Source organism: Spirosoma arboris (assembly GCF_009754945.1).
GTDB lineage: Bacteria > Bacteroidota > Bacteroidia > Cytophagales > Spirosomataceae > Spirosoma > Spirosoma arboris.
The window spans coordinates 417,151-434,778 of record NZ_WPIN01000003.1 but is presented as its reverse complement, the minus strand read 5'-3'; the positions used below and the strand labels follow the sequence as shown (position 1 = coordinate 434,778).

Annotated in this window: 16 protein-coding genes; 3 read left to right on the top strand and 13 right to left on the bottom strand. The window is 46.9% G+C overall.

Annotation, left to right across the window (positions count from 1 at the left end; genetic code table 11):
- The first annotated feature begins 144 nt into the window (after window positions 1-144).
- Window positions 145-2,589 (top strand): TonB-dependent receptor, encoded by a 2,445-nt coding sequence (locus GO755_RS09650; protein WP_157584535.1) that lies wholly within the window; start codon window positions 145-147, stop codon window positions 2,587-2,589.
- A 4-nt stretch (window positions 2,590-2,593) separates the two neighbouring features.
- On the opposite strand, the gene GO755_RS09645 is transcribed toward GO755_RS09650, so the two are convergent.
- The 7 genes from GO755_RS09645 to GO755_RS09615 all read right to left on the bottom strand — a co-directional run bounded on the left by GO755_RS09645 (window position 2,594) and on the right by GO755_RS09615 (window position 11,603).
- Window positions 2,594-2,947, bottom strand: a complete 354-nt coding sequence (locus tag GO755_RS09645) for a tellurite resistance TerB family protein (RefSeq protein WP_157584534.1) — start codon at window positions 2,945-2,947, stop codon at window positions 2,594-2,596.
- Window positions 2,948-2,969: 22 nt separating this feature from the next.
- Window positions 2,970-3,614 carry a carbonate dehydratase gene (gene can, locus GO755_RS09640; protein WP_157584533.1) on the bottom strand — a complete coding sequence of 215 codons (645 nt, stop codon included), beginning with the start codon at window positions 3,612-3,614 and terminating at the stop codon, window positions 2,970-2,972.
- Between the two features lie 157 nt (window positions 3,615-3,771).
- Window positions 3,772-4,161, bottom strand: coding sequence for a hypothetical protein (locus GO755_RS09635; protein WP_157584532.1), 390 nt, complete (start codon window positions 4,159-4,161; stop codon window positions 3,772-3,774).
- A 317-nt stretch (window positions 4,162-4,478) separates the two neighbouring features.
- The gene (locus GO755_RS09630; RefSeq protein WP_157584531.1) at window positions 4,479-5,840 is read right to left on the bottom strand and encodes a sensor histidine kinase; all 1,362 of its coding nucleotides are present in this window, start codon (window positions 5,838-5,840) and stop codon (window positions 4,479-4,481) included.
- Window positions 5,837-6,532, bottom strand: a complete 696-nt coding sequence (locus GO755_RS09625; protein WP_157584530.1) for a response regulator — start codon at window positions 6,530-6,532, stop codon at window positions 5,837-5,839. Before GO755_RS09625 ends, GO755_RS09630 begins: the two co-directional genes overlap by 4 nt.
- A gap of 150 nt (window positions 6,533-6,682) precedes the next feature.
- Complete coding sequence (locus tag GO755_RS09620; RefSeq protein ID WP_198174791.1) at window positions 6,683-9,430, bottom strand: alpha-d-galacturonidase; 2,748 nt, start codon at window positions 9,428-9,430, stop codon at window positions 6,683-6,685.
- A gap of 121 nt (window positions 9,431-9,551) precedes the next feature.
- On the bottom strand, window positions 9,552-11,603 hold the full coding sequence (locus tag GO755_RS09615; protein ID WP_157584528.1) for an aceric acid hydrolase: 2,052 nt from the start codon (window positions 11,601-11,603) through the stop codon (window positions 9,552-9,554).
- Between the two features lie 226 nt (window positions 11,604-11,829).
- On the opposite strand from GO755_RS09615, the gene GO755_RS09610 reads away from it, so the two are divergent.
- Window positions 11,830-12,120 carry a hypothetical protein gene (locus GO755_RS09610; RefSeq protein WP_157584527.1) on the top strand — a complete coding sequence of 97 codons (291 nt, stop codon included), beginning with the start codon at window positions 11,830-11,832 and terminating at the stop codon, window positions 12,118-12,120.
- 20 nt (window positions 12,121-12,140) lie between these two features.
- Entirely contained in the window at window positions 12,141-12,347 is a 207-nt protein-coding gene (locus GO755_RS09605; protein WP_157584526.1) for a hypothetical protein, read from the top strand.
- Between the two features lie 21 nt (window positions 12,348-12,368).
- Here GO755_RS09605 and GO755_RS09600 read toward each other — a convergent pair whose 3' ends face one another.
- The 6 genes from GO755_RS09600 to GO755_RS09575 form a co-directional block, all read right to left on the bottom strand.
- On the bottom strand, window positions 12,369-13,499 hold the full coding sequence (locus tag GO755_RS09600; protein ID WP_157584525.1) for an FAD-dependent oxidoreductase: 1,131 nt from the start codon (window positions 13,497-13,499) through the stop codon (window positions 12,369-12,371).
- A 107-nt stretch (window positions 13,500-13,606) separates the two neighbouring features.
- Complete coding sequence (locus tag GO755_RS09595; RefSeq protein WP_157584524.1) at window positions 13,607-14,743, bottom strand: FAD-dependent monooxygenase; 1,137 nt, start codon at window positions 14,741-14,743, stop codon at window positions 13,607-13,609.
- 79 nt (window positions 14,744-14,822) lie between these two features.
- Window positions 14,823-15,683 (bottom strand): AraC family transcriptional regulator, encoded by an 861-nt coding sequence (locus GO755_RS09590; protein WP_227686909.1) that lies wholly within the window; start codon window positions 15,681-15,683, stop codon window positions 14,823-14,825.
- On the bottom strand, window positions 15,680-16,498 hold the full coding sequence (locus GO755_RS09585; protein ID WP_157584523.1) for a helix-turn-helix domain-containing protein: 819 nt from the start codon (window positions 16,496-16,498) through the stop codon (window positions 15,680-15,682). Before GO755_RS09585 ends, GO755_RS09590 begins: the two co-directional genes overlap by 4 nt.
- 34 nt (window positions 16,499-16,532) lie before the next feature.
- Complete coding sequence (gene map, locus GO755_RS09580) at window positions 16,533-17,297, bottom strand: type I methionyl aminopeptidase (protein WP_157584522.1); 765 nt, start codon at window positions 17,295-17,297, stop codon at window positions 16,533-16,535.
- Between the two features lie 59 nt (window positions 17,298-17,356).
- Complete coding sequence (locus GO755_RS09575; RefSeq protein WP_227686908.1) at window positions 17,357-17,611, bottom strand: dihydrofolate reductase family protein; 255 nt, start codon at window positions 17,609-17,611, stop codon at window positions 17,357-17,359.
- Window positions 17,612-17,628 lie beyond the last annotated feature (17 nt).

The following is a 17,628-nucleotide window of genomic DNA, read 5'->3' as shown; positions in this document are numbered from 1 at the left end:
TAAACGCGTACGAATCAATTCGACATCCCAAAAATAGATTCTGTCAGACTGATCCTGCTATCCGACACATTTAGTTTCTGAGCCCAACCGACCCGCCAATATTTGCTCATCATCTTATTGAGCCGGGCTCTTAAACGATACACCATGCGACCTGTTTTGCCAATTATCTTCTTCTTTATTATAGTCTTTTCATTAGCTGCCAACGGGCAGACTAAACTCATCAACGGACTCGTGAAAGATCTCCAGAATGAACCCGTTCCAGGTGCCACCGTTCGCTTGATCAGCATAGTAGATTCGACGTTGATACTCGGCGAGTTAACCAATAGCGCTGGGAAATTTTCCTTCAAAAACCTCACGAATAGCAGCTATCGCTTACAAGTAACGAGCATTGGGAATAACGACTACCGAAGCGGAACGATAACCATTGACGAACAACATCCGATTGTCGACTTGCCCGTATTTATCCTAAGTCCTTCAAAAACAACGCTAAAGGAAGTAACTGTCGTGGCTAAGCGACCAATGATTGAGCAGGAACTTGACAAAACCATCGTGAATGTGGATGCCATGATTGGCAGCGCAGGCAGTAATACGTTGGAAGTATTGGAAAAAACACCCGGCGTCACGGTGGGCACCGACGGAGAAATCAGCCTAAACGGAAAAACGGGTGTGCTCGTTCTGATTGATGGTCGGCCCACGTATATGTCGGGGCAGGATTTAGCGGCTTATTTAAAATCTCTGCCGGGAGGCTCCCTGGATAAACTGGAACTGATGACCAATCCACCTGCCAAATACGACGCGGCCGGCAGTTCCATCATTAATATTCGGTTGAAACGTACCAGAGTACAGGGCTTTACTGGAAATGTCTCAGCCAGTTATAGCCAGGGTGTTACGAGCCGAAGTAATGATGTGATCAATCTGAATTACAACCACGGGAAGATAAATCTGTTCGGAAGTGTCGGGTATAACAAAGATGGTAACTACTCAACGGATGTGTATGATCGAACATTTTATGATGCTAATGAGGTCCTAAACTCGTCGGTGCAGTTGCTGAACCAGTATACCTACACCAGCCACGGAGGGATGGCCAGACTGGGTATGGATTATGCCGCTTCGCCGAACACGACGTATGGATTCCTAGTAGCGATTCAGAATCGATCCAGGCAGGATAGGCTCGATTATATCAGTAAAACCTTTGGGACGGGTTCGGAACTGAGTTCGATTGGGACGGGGTTTACCGACGGTAATTACCCCTGGATGAATACCAGCGCCAATGCCAATGTTCAGCATAAATTCAAAGATACGGGTCGGGAACTGAGTGCTGATCTGAATTATATCACCTATAATTCGACTGGTGATCAGGTGCTGAAAACTGCTGTTAATCAGCCCGCTGGGACGCTTAGCAATAGCAATCAGTTCGTGTATAGTTTGCCATCGGATATTGCGATTTACTCAGCCAAAGCCGATTATGTGCATCCGCTACGTGATAAGGCAAAATTGGAAGCCGGGATTAAATCGAGCGTAGTTGATAACGATAACAACTCGCAGTATTACACCGTATTGGGAGCCATCAATACCCCTGATTACACTAAATCCAATCACTTTACCTACCACGAAACAATTCATTCTGCCTACACCAATTTTCGAAAAGAATGGAAGCGGCTAGCGACACAGGTTGGTTTTCGACTTGAAAATACCCAGATAGCCGGACGCCAGTTAGGTAACCCTGAAGTTGCCGAAACGTCGTTTAACAGGACCTACACGAGTTTGTTTCCCACCGCTTTTCTTAGCTATAAAGTAGATAGTACTGGAAATAATACATTGACTGCCAGCGTTACCCGACGTATAAACCGACCTAATTATCAATCACTTAACCCATTTTTGTTTTATCGGGATCAGTATTCCTTTACGGCTGGTAATCCCTATCTTAAACCCCAGTACAATTATCAGTACGAACTCAAGTATCAACACAAACAATACATCGGTCTCTCAATCCAATACGGTCGGTTTACAGATGTGATTTTTCAGTTAACGCAGGCAGTGGGCGATGTTTTTTACACGCGTCCCGGCAATGTAGCTAGTGGCTATATTCTGTCGCTAGCGACCAATTTATCGCTGTCGCCCACAAAATGGTGGACTATAAACGCCAATGGACAGATTGGACGAATGGCACTGAATGGTACTGCCTATTCTGAAAATCTTACTCCTGGTTTGTTCAGCGTACGAATGGATGTGTTCAACCAATTCAAATTCGATAAAGGCTGGGCGGGTGAGCTAAGCAGTTTTTATTCAGGTAAAAACATTTCCGGGCAAACCATAACCAATCCACGCTTTCGGCTTGCTGCCGCTGTCCAAAAGAAAATTTTACAGAACAAAGGCAGCCTTCGGCTTACGCTGGAGGATATTTTTCACACCTGGAAACCAACTGACCAAACGGTTAGCCTACAACAGGCCGAAGCGTTTCATGCCAATGAAACCGATACCCGAAGAATTGGCCTGGCCTTTACGTATCAGTTTGGCAAAGAGACCTTTGCCCGCAAACGGCGGCATACCGACAATGCCGCCGATTCGGAAAAGGGTAGAGTGGATTGAGGGCTTAAAGCACCCGAATTTCCTGCCAAAACTGCCGGATGAACAATCGCTCTTCCTGCGAAATGCCATTGTGCGCTCTGGCAACGCGGAATAGAATACGAACGAACCGTTTTTTTATCTGCTCAGTAAGCTCAAGTCGTTTCGCAACCAGGCGACGCATGCCAAATGCATAGGCATCGTCTCCCGGTTCGCCCGTATTTTCCCGTAAAAAGAACGCGCAAAGGGCCAAATCGCCGTGTGGTCCCTGCGCCAGGAGTTCTCTAACGGTCCACTGCTCTTGTTTATGCAGGCGACCATCTAGCTTGGACAAAGCATAGACTATACTGCCCAGGCTCATCGATAAATCGGGTGAATACATAGGCTTGTTGTGTTTTTTGTTATTACGCAACTACTGGCTCGAGTCGATACACATCATCGATCTTGCTGGGTGAATCATGAGAAAGCCCTAAATCCTTAAGCAGTCCGGTCTTAAGGTCGTAAACTAGCCCATGAATCAGCAGGGGTTTGCCATTGCTCCAGGCGTTCTGAACAATCGTTGTGGTTGAGAGTCCATACACCTGTTCCTGAATATTTAGTTCAACCAAACGATTGAGCCTTCGCGTTGGATTGTCGATGGCATTCAACTCGTCCTGGTGCAGCCGGTAAACGTCTTTGATGTAGCGCAGCCAGTTGTCGATTAAGCCGACTTGCTTATTGCCCATCGCAGCTGCTACCCCGCCACAACCGTAGTGACCACAGACGATTACATGCTGCACTTCCAATACATTGACAGCATAGTCGAGCACACTGAGCATGCTCATATCGTTGTGAATGACCATGTTGGCGATGTTTCGGTGAACAAAAAAATCGCCCGGTTGAACCTGTGTAATTTCTTCAGCGGGTACACGGCTATCTGAGCAGCCTATCCACAGAAACTTAGGGCGTTGGCCTTCAGCCAGCTTATTGAAAAAATCGGGTGTTTGCTGAGTTTTTGCCTCAACCCATTTTTTATTGTTGGAAAACAACTGTTGAAAAGAACGAATCATCTTGATAAGAGTAAGATTGAAAAGAAAAATTTTATAACGTATTGTAAGTCAGAGAGCCGTATCCTCGGTCTGTGTCCTCACAGAACGCATTGGTGAAAGCTAATTTATAGGCGTTCTGTGAGGACACAGACCGAGGACACCAAACAGGTGCCGCCAATTAATTGCCTTCTGTTGTCGAGCGGGATTGCCCCTTATTCGCAACTTCTGAAGTAGACGAATTGGCAGGAGGAGATAAGCTAACGCGCTGAATTTTATAGTTATGTTTGGCTAAATCTCTATCAGGCGTGTGAGCTACCACTACACCACCGGTGGGTACGACATTCGGTACAGGCCGTTTATAGCTGATCATAGGGCCTGGGGTAAGACCCGGCGCGTTGACCTCAGTGCCCTGTTTAGTTTCCCACTTTCGGGCGGCCGCTGCTTTGTTCGGGTGCTTATAATTATTGGCCGAATAGGTGACGTCGTTACGTAATTTAGAATCATCCTGGGCGGAGGCCGTCAGGATCGAAAGGCCACTTAGGGCTAATATAAACAGGTATGTTTTCATGGTTTGTTTTGTTGTTTGAGTACTTGTCAATCCTAGAGCGAACTACTAGAAGAGTATCATCTAATTGACTTTACAAAGGTCATACCCCAGCGTTAGGCTCGTGTTAGAGCCGCATTAGAACGGCATTAGAAATGCGTTTAGTGAAAATGCGCCTGCCGTTCTCGCTTGGCTTTGCCGAGTGAGAACTATTATTTTGACGGCCTCTGGCCGGTAGTAGCCAATTATATTACAAACGGGCCAGAGGCCCTTGAACTAATAGTCCTCACTCGGCAAAGCCAAGCGAGAACGAGAGAGAGGGGCTGGGGGTGAGGGCGAAATTACCGGGGCAACGTAACCGTGAACGTAGTCCCCGCATCGGCCGACGATTCGACCTGAATACGACCCTGATGCAGTCGAACAATTCGTTCGGCGAGTGGAAGGCCAATGCCATAACCGGGTTGCCGGCTGGCATTTCGGCCCCGCTGGAAGGGAACAAAGATGGCGGTTAACTGGTCGGTAGGAATGGTTGAGCCCGCATTGTGGACGCTCAATTGCACAGATTTACTGTTCGAAGAAAGGGTTACGGATACGGTGTGATCTGGCGAGAATTTGCCCCCATTGTCGATCAGATTGAAGAGAGCCGTTCGTAACAGCGGTTCACTGCCGGTTAGTTGCCAGCGGGCATCAGGTGCATCGGGCGGGATGATATGCACATGAATCACATAGTTTGACTGGAGTCGCTGGAAATCAAGCCGAACCTGATTCAGTAACGTATCCAGTTGCACGCGGCTCATAGGTACCGACGATTCGTCCATGTTTGCCTTGGCCAGCGCCAGTAATCCATTTACCATCCGGTTTAGACCGCGTACGTCATCCAGCACGGAGTGCAACGTAGCCCGAAGTTCATCTGGCTCATCTTCGGCCAGCAGGGAAACTTCCAACTGACCCGTAATAGCTGTTAGCGGTGTGCGTAACTCGTGCGACGCATGCGACACAAACGAACGCTGTAGACTAAAGGCTTCTTCCAGCCGGGTAAGCATCCGGTTGAATCGCTGGGCTAATTGACTTAGCTCGTCTCCACTGGCTCCTTCGGGTAAACGGAGGGATAGATTCGATGCGGTAATCTCATCCATCCGCCGATTGATTCGGCTAATCGGTTGCAACGTTCGGCCGGCATAAAAACGTCCAGCAATCACCATCAGGGCTGTCATCAGAAACCAGCCAATGGCCAGAATATAGGCCAGATTCTGGATAGTACGGCTACCAAACGTGTCGACGGCTGACGCAAAAATGACGGATGGAACCTGATTCTCAGTAAAATAAATACCTACAATATCGCGGCTCTTTTCCTGCCAGTGAACCATCCGGGATTGCCGAACACGATCCAGCGTTGTTGGTGTAACGGTCAGATAATCAGTGCCACTTTCGTAGATCAACTGGTTTCGGGCATTGTAAATAATAATCTCTTCTTGGGGCAAAACCGTCAACTGGTTTTTGTCTATAAGTTTAAACAGCGTAGGCCCAACCGGTTCGGGCCCAACCAATAAATGCCCCGCCGTCAGTGCTTCGGACTGTAGTCGAGTTTGAAATTCATTCGATACGTATTGCCGGGCAACCAGATAAAGGAGCAGGCAAAACAGGGCCAGCAGGACCGAGACAATGGCGGTAAATAAAAGCGTCAGTCGGTTACGTAGGCTCATTTTTCTTTCAACACGTACCCCATTCCAATGAGGGTGTGAATCAGTTTGGTGGGCGAATCTTTGTCGATTTTAGCACGTAGATAACTAACATAAACGTCAATTACGTTGGTCCCCGTGTCGAAGCCAATATCCCAGACCTGCTCGGCTATATCGACTCGCGACACAACTCGTCCGGCATTCCGCATCAGGTATTCCAGCAGGGCAAATTCGCGGGCAGTCAGTTCAATGGTTTGTCCCCTTCGGCGGGCTACCCGTTCGTGCAGATCAAGCTCCAGATCGGCCACGCGCATCACTCGACCCACTTCTTCGGCAGGAGTTGACCGACGCAGCAGGGCTTTCAATCGTGCAAGCAATTCCAGGAAATCGAACGGTTTGGCCAGATAATCATCGGCACCGGCTTCGAAGCCGAGCAATTTATCGGCTGTAGTATCCAGGGCGGTCAACATGAGAATTGGCAGTCTGGCATTCTTACCGCGAATATATTCGGCCAGTTCAAGACCAGTCATATCAGGGAGATTGACGTCCAGAATGATTAGATCGAAAGTCGTAGTGTCGAATAGTTGTTTGCCTTCCTCGCCCGTCAAGGCCACGTCTACCGTATAAGCCTGGGTTTGTAGCCCTTTTTTTATGAATGTGGCTACCTTTGGCTCATCTTCAACCACTAGCAAATGCGCGTTAAGACCAGTCGTCATACGTTGGATTTACCCTGTTGCAAATAAGACGCAAGGTATAGGACAAGTTTGTTTTTTGACAGGATTGACAGGATAAAACAGGATTTTTCGGGTAATTAATCCTGCCTTATCCTGTTAATCCTGTCAAAAAACAAACTTGTCCGACATCCCTTATTCAAACAACCAGTCGATATTTTTCTTGTTGCCCGCCAGACCAGCATCGAAGGGTGTAATCTCCTGATTGCCATCCATAAAGCCCAGTAGCAAACAGGCTCCTTTCCCTAAATTCAGGGTGTGTTTGCCCGCTTTGAAGGAATAGGTGTGAATATTAACCGGCGGCAATCCATTGACCAGAATTGCATTCGAGATTTTGATCTCCGATTGTCCGTAATCATTGGCACTGGCGTCGGTTTCCAGTTCGGGCGTTGGCAGGTATTTGGGATTCTTTTCGGTAAAAAAGCCGACCAGGAGCTTCACGGGTTCAGTGGCCGTAAAGGTCAGGCTGGTGCGCTCCGATTGCATGTTTGCTTTGGCCAGTTTAAGTCCTTTCAGGTTCTTTAGCTCTGGGGCAACATCACTTATGGTGGCCGATGTATCCGTAAATACGCGTTGTTCTTTTTCAAGTGTATAGGTTTCAACCTGAGGACTTTGTATCGTGACCAATGCAGGTTTCAATAGAACGGGCGCTTTGGCAATGGCAGTCGTAGTCGATTTCAGTGAATCAATAGTATGCTTGAATCGGGTTAATTCTTTCTGATAAACCGGCAGCATTTCCTCCCAGGTTTTATAGGTCGCATCGATGCCCCGCATGGGAATTTTACGTTGTTTCGTTTGCATACTGTTGGCATACAGATAGGTATCTTTCGTCAGCTTCACCAAGTCGGCGTAGTGATTGACACTGCTTTCTAGTAAAGGCAACGCCTTGTCGAGGTCGCGAACATCGTTGGAATATTTATACCGTAGAACTGCCAATGCCGCACGGGCTTTTTGGGCGTAAAAATTCGCCATTGCATCCTGACAATAGACATCGTTTCGTAAGCGGGCAAACTCGTCTTTGTGCTGGGTGACAGCACCAGCCGCTTTGTCGATAGCTTCTACGGCTTTCTTACCGTGTTCAACCACTTCATTGGCTATCTGAATGGGCGTTTCACCAATGTGTTTTTCGTTTTTCCAGTCCTTCTCGGCGTAGTCGATGATCATCTCACCTTCAGGGGCTTCCGATTCATAAAGCAACGTCAGCAGACCGTAACGGAAGGGATTGATAAGTTGAGTCATTAACATGCCTAACGTCAGGGTTTGGCGATTGCCATCGGTGATGCCGTACCGACGTAGTAGCTTCGGCGAAATCTCGCCCGTTTGTTCGTATGCTTCCAGTACGTCTTTGCCTTTGTCGAGCGATAAACCGTATTTCTCAGCCAGTTGATTGCCCCAATAGGCAACCTCCGCAGGGCGATTTCGACCTGATTTCCAGGCGTATCGTCCCCAGGTTTTGTACCAGATCCAGTCACGATCAAGTTGGAGTAGGCGAGGGGACGTTTTGTCGGCGGTATACGGCCAATCCCAGTACGAAGCCTGCGGATACAGATGCAAACCGTTGGCCCCATACACACTGTGCATCGCCTGCACCGACTTCTGGATAAAATCGGCAGAACCGTAGCGGAATGGCTCCAGATTCGCCAGAATATGCACATTCTCAATTTGAACCGTGCCGATGTTACTCAACGTACGGTGTAGCTCGGCCCATTTTCCGCGTGGCGTATAAGTGGTTAAAGCCTCGCCATTGAACTTGGCCTCGGTGTACAGATTCTTGTACAAAGGCAAAGCGGCTTTCATGACGCGGGGCGCATCGGTATCATGGGCGCGTAGCACGATGGGTGGTTCAGTCGTTTTGCCGAGAGCTTTCAGGCCATCTTTTACGCCCGGAATAATCGTTTTTGTAAACCAGTCCACGTCGTCCTGACCGACGCCTTCCATCGCTTCACCCAGTGCAATGAGTAACCCAACGTTGGGGTATTTTTCAACAAAGGCAGCGATTGATTTTCGGGTATAATCGGCGATGAGCGGAACAATCGGGCGGTTGCGATCCTGAGTTTTGATGTGGTGATGTTCGGCGAAGGGCTTTGAGACGATAATATTGTAGAACATCTGAATTACCCAGATTCCCCGTTTATCAGCCTCTTCGGTCAGAAAACGGAACATTTCCTCGTTCTTTTTGAACGTAGCATCATCTACTTCAACCGCATACGGGTAATCTTTCAGCCGAACCAGCGAAGCAAAGGGATGTCCGTTCCACAAATACAGTGAGTTATACCGGTTTTCGACCATCATATCCAGATACCGAATCCACAACGCCTTGTCGTATAGCCAGGGAAATGTTTCGGGCGTGTAAGGATATTCATACACGTCCCGACCGGGCAGATAGATAGGCTTTTGGACACCCACGCAGGTGCCACGAAGCACCATTTCGGGTTTATCGGTCAGGCTGATTTTTTCGGGAAGTTTACCGGTTTCAGTTAGCTGTGACGCTAGTTCCAGGCAACCGTACAACGCACCAGATGGGTCAGTTCCAGCAATGAGCAGTGGTTTTTGGGCGTCTTTTTGAATCGAAAAACCTTCTTTTATTGTATCCTTAACTGCTGTAAGCGCATAGGCTGAAGCCACCTGTTTGACTGTATTGTCGGACCATAAACCAACCACAATCTGCTGATTGCCACTTGCCCTGGTTCCCTGAGTTATTGTCGCCTGATAACCAGCCTTTGTTAGAGCTTGTTTCAGTTTCTCAGCTCCAAATATAATGCGTACGTGGGCTGATGATGGAATGACGATGGTGACAGGTGAATTCTTTTTCTCCTGTGCGATTGACGGCTGAAGGGAGAAAAAGAATAAGGTGAGGTAGAGGAGGAGTTTATGACGGCTCATATTGAGGAAAGAGATATAGACAAGGTTTGTCATTTCGACCTTAGGAGGAATCTCAAGTTCCCTATTTGGCAAGCTTGAGATTCCTCCTAAGGCCGGAATGACAAAAAGTGACTTAAGTATTTCAACGAATCAGCGGAATCCAGACTTCCATTTCGGAGTGCCCACGATTCGCCCAGGCGTAGTAGGGGATCAGTCGAATGGGGGTTGTCTGGGGCGCTTTGTCCGATACTTCGCGGTAGAGTTGGTTCGTCCAGTTGCCTTCGTTGATGAGTTTGGCATCCCCTTCCAGCGCCATCACATCGCTGTTGTCGATCTTAATGAGGCTCGGTTTAAGATTGATTTTTGACGATAAAGCGATGTTGTTCAGCTTCGTCGTTTGATTGTCTACCGATTCTACACAATACACAATCGGACCCCGTTTGACGGCCACCTGATTGCGGTTTTCTTCTACCAATGGATTCGCTTCGATGAGTTTAACAGGCATTGGCAGATTGATAGCCACTTTATCGCCAACCACCCATGTTCGGTTAAGTTCGGCGTAGGTGCCTGCCTGAAGGTTGGTCATGGCTGGCTTGCCGTTAATGGTTATCGTTGCCCCCTGACACCAGCCAGGAATCCTGACAAATACCGAAAAGGACTTGGCGGGAACCTGCTCTAGTTGAAGATTAATCGCGCCATCCCAGGGGTAATTTGTCGTTTGGGTTAGCCGAATAGCCGATCCGTCTTTTAGCGTGGTATTCAACTGATTGCTGCCAAACAAATTCAGCCACAGTCCTTTGTCTGAAATACTGTAGGCGTAGTTACTCACTTCCGAAATGGTTCGGACTGTATTCGGCGGGCAGCAATTCGACAGGCGTATGTAATTCTGGCGACCACCCATCCAGCGCATCTGGTACGGATAATCATCGGACGCACTGAGTGGATTGGTGTAAAAAAACTTGTTCCCATCCAGACTTATCCCTGACAGAATACTGTTGTACAGGGCCAACTCCATCACGTCGGCATACTTGGCATCGCCCGTAATTTGAAGCATCCGGTAATTCCAGAGCAGGTTGCCTATGTTGGCACAGGTTTCGTTATGAGCCGAGTGGTTGGGTAATTGATACGCCTTGCCGTAAGCCTGATGGATTTTCTGTACAGTATCGGGTTTATAAGCAGTGCCTTCGGGCGAGACACCATCGTACAACGCCCCACAACCACCCGTTACGTACATTTTGTGATTGACGACATCGTCCCACATCAAATCCAGAGTAGAGAGTAGCGTACTATCGCCCGTTTCGGCAAACACATCGGCGGCTCCGGCAAACAGATAATTCGCCCGGACAGCATGGCCGATTACCTTTTTCATTTGCCGAAAAGGTACCCGGTCTGAGTTGTCATCTGTTCCTTCTGACAGGCCTCGAATGTCGATTAACTTTTGGGCTAAAGCCAGGTATTTCGGATCGCGGGTGGTGCGGTACATTTCTGTAATGCCCATGTAGTGCGACGGGCAAATGGCATTACGTGCCTGTTCGGGGCTGGCGTTGGCATAAAATCCGATCAGAAAATCGGTGGCTTTTTTCGCGATGTTCAGCAGTGAGGTTTTACCCGTTGCCCGGTAATGCACGCAAGCAGCTGTCATCAGGTGTCCGAAATTATAAGCCTCAAAACTGAGCTTATCACGGAAGGCCGCCCCATCACCCATCTTCGTTTCGCCCGTTTTCTTCTGCTGGATAATGGCCTTCGTATACACGTAGCCATCGGGTGCCTGCGCTTTGGCGATTACCGCAATGGCTTTGTCCATTATGGCATCCAGCTTTTTGTCTTTCGTAAGTGCATACATACTCGCCACCGACTCCAGCGTTTTGTAGAAATCGCCGTCGTGGAAAGAAGGCCCTTTGAAGTTGCCCGTTTCCAGACCGGCGGCTATCTCAAAATTCCGAAAGGCGTGGCTAACGTTGGCATCGGTGTAGGTATTCCACAAATGCGGCACCATCGAATCCCGACAAACGGCAAAGCGATCGGCCCAGAATCCAGTTGTCCATCTCACCGCATTCAGATCTGTACTTTCCAACTTCGCAAACTTACTCTGCGACGTATTGACCAGTGCATTCGTTTGACCATGAGCCTTTGAGAAAGCTGTAAGCGCAAAAGCCAGTAATAGGTATCGAATTCGTGTATGGCTAATATGCATGATAACAGAATAGCATAAAAGCCAAAATTAATAGCAATAATCCCATTTTAACTATGCTATTTTCTCTGGTGATTGTAGGATGTTAGCATGTGTAGCGGGGCAAAATCTGATGTTCTGGTTATTGGCCCACATTGGGTTGGAAGGGTAGTTTAATTTTTTTGTTTATTCACTTTGAAATACAAAGTTCTTTGTTAATTTTGCCCACACAATATAAAACAAAACACGTATGGCTATTAAAAATCAACGACTTACCGGCATCTTGCTAGCAGTAGCAGCGCTATTGTTCATTCCATTCATCGCGATGCAGTTCACAAATGAAGTGAACTGGACGCTGTTCGATTTTGTCGTTGCAGGTGTTCTGCTATTCGGTACTGGTCTCCTGATTGAGCTTGTCTTGAGAATGGCGACCACAGTGAAGTACCGAATCGCGCTTTGTGCAGTTATTCTGGTAGCGCTGCTCCTTATTTGGGTAGAACTGGCGGTTGGTATCTTCGGCAGTCCAATCGCTGGAAGTTAGATTTTAACACTTTACTAGCAATGAAAAGCAAAGCGGGTATACTAATTGGTTTTGTCTTAGGTCTGACTGGCTTTCTCTTCCTGTTTAAAGTAATCGTCCTTGACAATGTCCCACCTGAAGATGAGCTCGCTCCGGGAATAGTGGTTATTGCGTCGATACTCAGCGGGTTACTGTTTGCGTTTGCTGGTAATTCAATTCAGAATTATCTCAAAAAACAGAGATACTAACAGGATACTGTTACCATTGACTTAATGGATGAGTTGTTGGAAAGAAAAGTCGGGAGCGCGCATCTCTAGCTCGTTCTTGCTGGACTCAAGCTGTGCTTCTGTTGCATAGGCAATCATTTTTTGTTCATAGTCGCAGATAGCGGCCTGTAGGGTTTCGAAGTTTCCGTTAGTGAGGCTATCCGATAACGTTAAGGCGTCAACCAGTCCGGTGTTTACGCCCTGACCCGCAAAGGGCGGCATCAAATGGGCGGCATCGCCGATGAGCGTTATCGGCAGCGGGCGATCCGTTTTCCAGGGTTCATCTAATGGGAATTTTCTCGTCGGCAATCCGACAAAAAAAGATGTGGCCTGGAATAATTGCTGGAATCGTTCATCCCAATCAGAGAATCTATCGGAAAGAAAAGCACGAATGCTATCCGTATTCTGAAAGTCTAATCCATTGCCATGAACCCATTCTTCGGGCTTTCTGAAAATGATACCGTAGGAGAGTGAGCCATTGTTATAGGGATTGGCAACAAATAAATTGCCCTCATGCGCGGTCATGAGCCGGTTGCCATCACACAGTTGATAAAACTCAGGACAATTTATCTGGGGCTGCGGCACATCGCCCTGGATGATAAACGTCCCGGTTTCTTCGACCTCAGTATCTGTTACATAGCTTCTCACTCTGGACATTCCGCCATTGGCTACAATCACAAGATCTGCGGTCGCATCGGGACCCTCTTCAAAATGCAGCAGCCATTTTCCATCGTGCACATCAAGTCCGGTAGTTTTTTTGTCCCAGACAACGGTACCGCTGTTTAAACTGTCAAGCAGCATTTTTCGAAGATCATTTCGGTTGATTTCGGGGTTATCATATTGGTTCTCGGTGGTAGGTTTCCGGGTAGCCAATACGTTAGCCTGCTGATCGGCAAAGAGTATGCCCATGGGTAGCGCGATGGCATAATAGGTTTCCAGCAAGCCCGCTTTTTTCATGGCTTCCTGCCCTGAATCTTTGTGCAGGTCGAGTGTGCCGCCCCAGATTCTTGCCTGTGGATCTTCGTCGCGTTCGTAAACGGTTACGTCTACGCCTTCCTGCTGTAGTAATTTTGCCATGGTGAGACCAACGGGTCCTGCACCGAGGATGGCAACTTTCTTATTTGTCAATAACATGATTTTGCATTGTTGATTACGATGCAAAATTCCGGAAGGCTAGGCTATCAGGCTTGTACAAACGCGACAAAATCGTATGAGCTGTTGGACTGGAACTTGCCAGAAGGCTAAAAAAAGCCTTCTGCGTTTCGTTTGCGAATGGCTTCTTCAGTTCTTGGAACAAGAGATTCTAACCCCATTCGTACGGCCTCTTCCTGAACTTCCTCAATAAACGGGCGGAAAGTTTTGTTGTACTCCTGAAAGGCTAATTCAACATTGTCGGGGTGTTTTTGAAACGCATCAGCTAATGCGGCCGCTCCATCTATTGCCAATGAGCCGCCCTTGCCTGCAGCCGGTGAAGCACAATAGCCTGCATCACCCACCAAAGCCACTCTGCCTTTTGTCCAGGATGGCATTTTAATTTGACAAAGTTTATCGAAGTAAAACGTTTTAGACTTCTTTACTTCTTCCAGTAGCTCTGCGGTTCTCCAGCTTTCTCCTTCAAACTGTTCCAAAATGAGCCTTCTCTGTTGCTCTTCATCCCGATAATTGTAAGCGATTTCGTTTTCTGGGCGAAAGCAAAAAATTATATCGGTCTTGTTGTTGTAGGCATTCAGCATGATTGCCTTGTTGGGCACATTGTAGAATTGGGTTGTGTTTTCTGGTATTAACAACTTGTCTACGATAGTGATCGAAAAATATTGACCAAGAAAATGTAAGTAGTCCGCTTCATGACCAAACCAGATTTTTCGTACCGCCGAATGGATACCATCGCAACCGAACACTAAATCAAAAGCCTGTTGTGAGCCATCTTTAAAGGTAACTTCGATCGCATCTGCTGTTTCGGTCAGGGCTGTTATGGTATTGTTGAAAATGAATTCAACGTCATTTTTTACGGTATCAACTAAGATATTGAGTAATGTATTTCGCTCAATTTCGCATTCTTCGTCTGGCAAATCGTCACCCTCTTTTTTTACGATCATTTTCCCCGCCGTACTATCATCCGCATTCTTAAATTCCAGCAGTTCCATCGCCAGTCTGTTGGATTTAATTTGCTCGAAAATCCCCATCCGCTTCACGGTGTCGACGGTATTGCCCTCAATATTAACGGGCGTTCCGCCCAGTTTAAGTCCATTTGCTACGTCAACTATGGTTACTTTGTAACCTAGTTTGTTCATCCAATAGGCGGTTGAAAGCCCGGCAAAACTTGCACCCGAAACGAGTACGTTACGTTGCCCAACATTTTGTTCGTTCACTGATTCCATTTTCTATACGATTTACTGATGGCGCAAAGGAACAACGTATAGCAGGAATGGGAAATGGCAATACAGAGTAAGTATTGGACTAATCGAAGTTTTTGTTCCGGAAAGCTAAAGCGGTCATTCCGGCGACTTTGGTAAACAGCCGGGAGAAATAAGGATAATCATCGTAGCCTAATTCGGTTGCAATCTCTTTTACCGATTTATTCGAATGATAAAGTAATCGTTTGGCTTCTAGAATGATACGTTGCTGGATGTGATATGAAACGGAATGGCCAGTTGTGGTTTTGACGCATTCGTTCAGGTAAGGAGTCGAGATGTTTAGGGCCTGGGCGTAGGCTGTAGGGCGTTTAAATGTGGTATACCTGCGTTCCAGAAGTTCCCTGAAATCTTTGGTAATTGTATCAAATCGTGACAGTTTGTCGGTTGATTTAGCGTATTCCAGATATTGAGAAGCCACTAAGGCAACCAACGCATTGCAGCTATCTTTTAGGATGGCATGATAGAGTTTGTCGTTGTTCCGTTCAGCAAATTTTAGGCAAAGTGACACCGCTTCGGAAATCAGGGAAAACGTTTCGTTGTCTAACACCAACGGTTTTGTGGGAACAATGTCTTCCAAAAGCTTCAGATAGTCAGGATTCAGATTTTCATTATTAATTGCCCAGGTACTGACTGTTACATTGTCAAATGTGCGTATACGATGCACTTGATTCGGGTGCATGTAGATGACGGACGAAGACTTAATTTCATACGTCTGGAAATCAATTTCGATCGTAATTGTGCCTGTTTCAAGTAAGTGAAATGTGTGCCGATCGTGCCGTTCCGATTGCTCATCTCCCTCGAAATGGGGTAAATTGTCAAGAGCTATTTTTTCAATGGAAATACCTGAGTTATACTCGTCACCAAACTGATTAACAGGTATGGACTTGGGCTTTTTACGCATCATCTGTGTACAAACGTGACAAAATTGCTGGGAACAATTTGTTTCCCTTTCTTCGCTTTTCGCGCGAATGCGGCAGGTGTGGTGCCGCTATAGCGTTTGAATTCCCTGCTTAAGTGGGATTGATCCGTATAGCCAAACTCATGCGCTAAACCAGCAAGATTAGCAGTCGGGTCGAGCCATAATTGATTTCGTACCTGCTCAAAGCGCATCAGACCAGACACGTCTTTAACACTATGACCCGACGATTGCTTGAACTTCCGTTCCAGGGTACGAACCGTTGCGTGAGCCGCCGATGCCACCTGACTTACCGGTATGGTTCCATTGGCTTCGCGCATCGCCACTCCCGCCTTAAATAGCATACTGTCAGTAGCCACCTGCGACCATGCATTCAGGAAATAGTGTTTTACCTGATCCACCGCATCGGCTATCTTGCCCGCCTTAACCAACTCATCCAACGTAGATTGAAGCTGAACAATTGGATGCTCAACGATGCGCACTTCGTCTTTATCTGAGGGTAGTCCGAGTAAGTCGAACACGGTCCAGGGAAAGCACCTGATGGCGATAATTTCTAACCGATTTTCTGCGTAAAAAAGAACAGGCTGATTGAGTAGCCCAATCATAAACGGCGATGGCAATGGCTGTAATCCGTCATTGTAAATAATGCTACAGCCACTACCAAAATGAAAAATGATTTCAGCGTAGCCATCCGGTTGTACCTCAAATCTCGACGGGTCTTCCCCAGTGTCTCTTCTGTTGTACCAAAAGCACTTTATGGTATCCCGTAGTTGGTCAGGCGGTTCAAATTCCCGATGGTACATAGTGATAGCCTGTTGGCCTTTCTAGTAGTCGATATTAATTCCAGATGTCATTCATTTCTGTCAGTACAATTGGTTTTTCGGCGGTAACAACAATTGTATGCTCGTGTTGAGCCATAAAACCGCCTTTATTGCCAACCATCGTCCAGCCATCATTTAGAGTTTCGGCATAGGTTGAGGTTGTCGATATAAATGTTTCAATAGCAACGACAGAATTCTTTTTAAATCTTGTCGGATTAGAACGATCCCTGTAATTCGCTATTTCGCTTGGCTCTTCGTGAAGGCTTTTGCCGACTCCGTGTCCTGCCAGATTTTTGATGACTTTATAACCGCGTTTTTTTGCTTCTGTTTCTATCAAATGCCCGATGTCCGAAATACGAACTCCACCTTTTATGTTATGTATCGCTTTGTGTAAAATCTGCTTTGACGCGTCTATCAATTTTTGATGTTGGTTAACATCTTCGCCAATTACAAAAGAGCCTCCGTTGTCGGACCAAAAACCATTCAGTTCGGCCGAAACATCAATATTCACCAAATCGCCTTCTTGCAGTGTTTTATTGTCAGACGGAATACCGTGGCAAAATACATTGTTCACACTGATGCAAGTAAACCCTGGAAAGCGATAGGTCAAAAACGGGGCTGATTTTGCCCCAAATTCGGCTAGTATTGCTGCCCCGTAATTGTCTAACTGTTTTGTTGTCAAGCCGGGCCGGGCATAGTTTCTCATTTCCTTTAAGGTGTAGGCAACAGCTTCACTTGCTTTCTGCATTCCGACTAGTTCCTCTTCTTTTGTTATTGACATATTCGTTGAATTAGTTTGGTTTGTCGTCGTATCATTCTAAGGAAACAAGTATTTTTCTCTTAACCTCTCATAATACCTGTTTTAACTTCTGTGGCCCGCTTATAATGGGCAACGATCACTCCGCCTGGTGTAGCCGTACTGACTATCAGGTTGAATGCCGCCCGAATCGTACCATCGGCGAATAGTTTGTTTCCGGTACCGAGCATTAACGGATGAATTAGGAGCCATAGTTCATCGATCAGATCATGTTTGAGCAGTGTCTGGACCAGGTTACCACTGCCGTGGGCCTGAATATCAGAGCCTTCTAATATCATCAACGTTTTTCAGAAAA

Bases quoted from the DNA above. Each gene is read 5' to 3' on its own strand.
- GO755_RS09590 (WP_227686909.1), bottom strand. From the start codon at position 15,683: ATGATGCGTAAAAAGCCCAAGTCCATACCTGTTAATCAGTTTGGTGAC.
- GO755_RS09615 (WP_157584528.1), bottom strand. From the start codon at position 11,603: ATGCATATTAGCCATACACGAATTCGATACCTATTACTGGCTTTTGCG.
- GO755_RS09635 (WP_157584532.1), bottom strand. From the start codon at position 4,161: ATGAAAACATACCTGTTTATATTAGCCCTAAGTGGCCTTTCGATCCTG.
- GO755_RS09605 (WP_157584526.1), top strand. From the start codon at position 12,141: ATGAAAAGCAAAGCGGGTATACTAATTGGTTTTGTCTTAGGTCTGACT.
- GO755_RS09595 (WP_157584524.1), bottom strand. From the start codon at position 14,743: ATGGAATCAGTGAACGAACAAAATGTTGGGCAACGTAACGTACTCGTT.
- GO755_RS09585 (WP_157584523.1), bottom strand. From the start codon at position 16,498: ATGTACCATCGGGAATTTGAACCGCCTGACCAACTACGGGATACCATA.
- GO755_RS09630 (WP_157584531.1), bottom strand. From the start codon at position 5,840: ATGAGCCTACGTAACCGACTGACGCTTTTATTTACCGCCATTGTCTCG.
- map (WP_157584522.1), bottom strand. From the start codon at position 17,297: ATGTCAATAACAAAAGAAGAGGAACTAGTCGGAATGCAGAAAGCAAGT.
- GO755_RS09620 (WP_198174791.1), bottom strand. From the start codon at position 9,430: ATGAGCCGTCATAAACTCCTCCTCTACCTCACCTTATTCTTTTTCTCC.
- GO755_RS09650 (WP_157584535.1), top strand. From the start codon at position 145: ATGCGACCTGTTTTGCCAATTATCTTCTTCTTTATTATAGTCTTTTCA.
- GO755_RS09575 (WP_227686908.1), bottom strand. From the start codon at position 17,611: ATGATATTAGAAGGCTCTGATATTCAGGCCCACGGCAGTGGTAACCTG.
- GO755_RS09600 (WP_157584525.1), bottom strand. From the start codon at position 13,499: ATGTTATTGACAAATAAGAAAGTTGCCATCCTCGGTGCAGGACCCGTT.
- can (WP_157584533.1), bottom strand. From the start codon at position 3,614: ATGATTCGTTCTTTTCAACAGTTGTTTTCCAACAATAAAAAATGGGTT.
- GO755_RS09625 (WP_157584530.1), bottom strand. From the start codon at position 6,532: ATGACGACTGGTCTTAACGCGCATTTGCTAGTGGTTGAAGATGAGCCA.
- GO755_RS09610 (WP_157584527.1), top strand. From the start codon at position 11,830: ATGGCTATTAAAAATCAACGACTTACCGGCATCTTGCTAGCAGTAGCA.
- GO755_RS09645 (WP_157584534.1), bottom strand. From the start codon at position 2,947: ATGTATTCACCCGATTTATCGATGAGCCTGGGCAGTATAGTCTATGCT.